At 69.3% G+C, this 3826-nt stretch carries 4 protein-coding genes; 1 reads left to right on the top strand and 3 read right to left on the bottom strand.

Annotation, left to right across the window (positions count from 1 at the left end):
• On the bottom strand, nucleotides 1-253 hold a 253-nt coding region (locus MVA01S_RS29050), incomplete at its 3' end, for a CinA family protein (protein WP_174539011.1).
• Entirely contained in the window at nucleotides 231-827 is a 597-nt protein-coding gene (pgsA, locus tag MVA01S_RS29045) for a CDP-diacylglycerol--glycerol-3-phosphate 3-phosphatidyltransferase (RefSeq protein WP_040543125.1), read from the bottom strand. The genes MVA01S_RS29050 and pgsA, both read right to left, overlap by 23 nt.
• Nucleotides 828-869: 42 nt before the next feature.
• On the opposite strand from pgsA, the gene MVA01S_RS29040 reads away from it, so the two are divergent.
• Nucleotides 870-1391 carry an amino-acid N-acetyltransferase gene (locus MVA01S_RS29040; protein ID WP_003933567.1) on the top strand — a complete coding sequence of 174 codons (522 nt, stop codon included), beginning with the start codon at nucleotides 870-872 and terminating at the stop codon, nucleotides 1389-1391.
• 29 nt (nucleotides 1392-1420) lie between these two features.
• Here the strand turns inward: MVA01S_RS29040 and MVA01S_RS29035 are convergent.
• Nucleotides 1421-3826: FtsK/SpoIIIE family DNA translocase (locus tag MVA01S_RS29035; RefSeq protein ID WP_060941806.1), on the bottom strand; the 2406-nt coding region annotated here is incomplete at its 5' end.

Raw genomic sequence — 3826 nt, 5'->3', positions numbered from 1 at the left:
CCCGGGCGGTCGGTTCGGCGACGGGGCCGACGTCGGCGAGCAGCTCGGGCGCCACGCCGGCCAACGCGGTCTTGGTGTCGACGGTGTAGGTGACCAGACCGCCACGCAGCGCCGCGCTGGCGCCCGGGACCCCGGCCAGCGTCGCGGCCAGCAGGCCCGCGGTCAGCGATTCCGCCGTGGCCACCGTCTGGCCGCGCACGGTCAGGTCGGCGATCAGCGCCCGGGCGTCGTCATCGATCAGTGGGTCGTCCACGCCAGTCCCGGACCGCAGAGACGAAGTAGTCCACCCCGGTGGTCACGGTCAGCACCACCGCGGTGAGCATGATCACCCACGCCGCGGTCAGCCAGCCGTCCGACAGCGGCAGGATGAACAGGCCGATCGCGACGGCCTGCACGAGCGTCTTGATCTTGCCGCCGCGGCTGGCCGGGATCACCCCGCGGCGCAGCACCACCAGCCGCAGCACCGTGACCCCGAGCTCGCGGATCAGGATCACCGCGGTCACCCACCACGCCAGGTCGCCGAGCAGGGACAGCCCCACCAGCGCCGAACCGATCAGCGCTTTGTCGGCGATCGGGTCGGCCAGCGTGCCGAACTCGGTGACCATGCCGTAGCTGCGGGCCAGCGCCCCGTCGAAGTGGTCTGTGATCACCGCCACCGCGAAGATCGCGAACGCAGTTATGCGCCAGGTCGTTTCGTGGCCGTCGCCGACGAACAGCGCGACCAGGAAGACAGGCACCAGCACCATCCGGACACCGGTGAGCATGTTGGCGAGGTTCGCGACCCGGGCACGGGGAACCACAGGATCGGTATGTGGTTGGCCCGGCACCGACACAGAATACTTGTTGCCCTTGCCGATACTCTTCGGTGCATGAGCGCAGATCCGGACGCATCGGCCGGTCAGCCACTGGTGCGCCGCGCCACCACCTCGGACGTGCCGGGCATCAAGGCCCTCGTCGACATCTATGCGGGCAAGATCCTGCTGGAGAAGAACCTGGTGACGCTGTACGAGTCCGTGCAGGAGTTCTGGGTCTGCGAGATCGACGGAGAGCTGATCGGCTGCGGCGCGTTGCACGTGCTGTGGGCCGATCTCGGCGAGGTGCGCACGGTCGCGGTGCACCCGAAGGTGCGCGGGCGCGGTGTCGGCCACGCGATCGTCGAGCGCCTGCTGACGGTGGCCGCCGAGCTTCATCTGCGGCGGATCTTCGTGCTCACCTTCGAGGTGGAGTTCTTCAGCCGGCACGGATTCGCCGAGATCGAGGGCACCCCGGTGACCGCCGAGGTGTACGAGGAGATGTGCCGCTCCTATGACACCGGCGTCGCCGAGTTCCTCGACCTGTCGTACGTGAAGCCCAACATCCTGGGCAACACCAGGATGCTGCTCACCCTCTGACGCTCTCCGAGCGTCGGCCTTGCCGGCCGCTAGAAGTCGGGCTCGTCGTCGTCGGTGTCTGCGCCGTTGGCGTCGCTGCCGCCGCGGATCAGGGCCAGCGTGCCGGCGAGCTCGTCGGGCTTGACCAGCACCTCGCGCGCCTTCGATCCCTCCGAGGGCCCCACGATCCCGCGGGTCTCCATCAGGTCCATCAGCCGGCCCGCCTTGGCGAACCCGACGCGCAGCTTGCGCTGCAGCATCGAGGTCGAGCCGAACTGCGACGACACCACCAGCTCGACGGCCTGCAACAGCACGTCCATGTCGTCGCCGATGTCCGGGTCGACGTCCTTGCGCTCGCCGGCCTTGGCCGCGGTGACACCCTCGACGAACTCGGGCTCGGCCTGTTCCTTGGTCGCCGAGACGACCGCGTGGATCTCCTCGTCGGTGATGAACGCACCCTGCAGACGCAGCGGCTTGTTGGCGCCCATCGGCAGGAACAGCCCGTCGCCCATACCGATCAGCTTCTCGGCGCCGGGCTGGTCCAGGATGACGCGGCTGTCGGTCAGCGACGACGTCGCGAACGCCAGCCGCGATGGCACGTTGGTCTTGATCAGGCCGGTGACGACGTCGACGGACGGCCGCTGCGTGGCCAGCACGAGGTGGATGCCGGCCGCACGCGCCTTCTGGGTGATGCGCACGATCGCTTCTTCGACGTCGCGGGGCGCGGTCATCATCAGGTCGGCGAGCTCGTCGACGATCGCCAGGATGTACGGGTACGGCTTGTACTCGCGGTTGCTGCCCAGCGGCGCTGAAATGTCTCCTGATCTCACTTTTTGGTTGAACACGTCGATGTGGCGTACCCGCGAGGCCTGCATGTCCTGGTAGCGCTGCTCCATCTCCTCGACCAGCCAGGACAGCGCGGCGGCAGCCTTCTTCGGCTCCGTGATGATCGGCGTGATCAGGTGCGGAATGCCTTCGTACGGCGTCAGTTCCACCATCTTGGGGTCGATCAGGATCATCCTGACCTCGTCCGGGGTGGCGCGCGAGAGCAGCGAGACCAGCATCGAGTTGACGAAGCTGGACTTACCGGAGCCGGTGGAGCCGGCCACCAGCAGGTGCGGCATCTTGGCCAGGTTGGCCGAGATCATCTCGCCCTCGATGTCCTTGCCGAGACCGATCACCAGCGGGTGGTGGTCGGAGCGGGTCACCGGGTCGGTGAGCACATCGGCCAGGCGCACCATCTCGCGGTCGGTGTTGGGCACCTCGATGCCGACGGCCGACTTCCCCGGGATCGGTGCGAGCATGCGCACGCTCTCGGTGGCCACCGCGTACGCGATGTTGCGCTGCAGCGCGGTGATCTTCTCGACCTTCACGCCGGGCCCGAGCTCGACCTCGTAGCGCGTGACGGTCGGGCCGCGGGTGCAGCCGGTCACCGCGGCGTCCACCTTGAACTGCTGCAGCACCGAGTTGATGGCGTCGGTCATGTGCTGGTTGGCCGCGGTCAGGCGCTTCGGCGGATCGCCGGCGATCAGCAGATCCAGCGAGGGCAGCGTGTAGGGCCCCTCGACGACCCGGTCCAGCGTGAGCTTGGGGTCGGGGCGCGGCTTCTTGCGCGGCCGCGCGGCGGCGACGGGAGCCGCGGGTGCGGGCTCCTCCTCCTCGAGCGGGTAGTTGTCCATCGGGGTGCCGGTGGGACCGGCGGACTTGTCCAGCGACTCGGTGGGCTGGTCGGGCGTCGGCCAGGACTGCGCCTCGTCCGTGGCGGGATCCACCTCGTCGTAGTAGCCGTCCGACAGGTCGTCAGCGGCGGCAGCGGCGCGGCGCCGGGTCGCGGGCGAATCGACGTCGTGCTGGTCGTCGCCGTATTCGTCGTTGTCGTACTCGCCGTACTCGTCGTCGTATTCGTCGTACTCGTCGTCGTAGTCGCGCTGCCAGCGCGTGGTGAACATGTCCCGCACGACCGTGGGCACCTCACGGATGGTGGTGCCGGTGACCAGCAGCAGGCCGAACAGCACGCCGATGAACAGCAAGGGCGCGGCGATCCAGGCGGTCAGCCCGTCGGAGAGCGGTCCGCCGATCGCGAAGCCGAGGAATCCGCCCGCGTGCTGACGCACCTCCGGGTCCTGCGGTGCACCCGACCACAGGTGCCACAGCCCGAGGGCGGGCAGCGCCACCATGGAGAAGCCGAGGATCAGCCTGGGCCGGGACTCCGGGTCGGGCTCCGAGCGCATCAGCATGATCCCGACGGCGGCCAGCACGACCGGCACCAGCACCACTGCCGCGCCGATGACCACCCGCAGCACGGTGTCGATCCAGGCGCCCACCGGTCGGGCCGCCTCGAACCAGGAACTCGCGGCCACCACGACGGCCAGGCCGAGCAGCGCCAGCGCCACGCCGTCGCGCCGGTGACCGGGCTCCAGCTCGCGGGCCCGGCCCACCGACCGCGCGGTGCTGCC

Source organism: Mycolicibacterium vaccae NBRC 14118 = CIP 105934 (assembly GCF_001552715.1).
GTDB classification, from domain to species: Bacteria; Actinomycetota; Actinomycetes; order Mycobacteriales; family Mycobacteriaceae; genus Mycobacterium; species Mycobacterium vaccae.
Note: the sequence above shows the minus strand (reverse complement) of the source record. Positions and strands in the feature narration are given on the sequence as shown.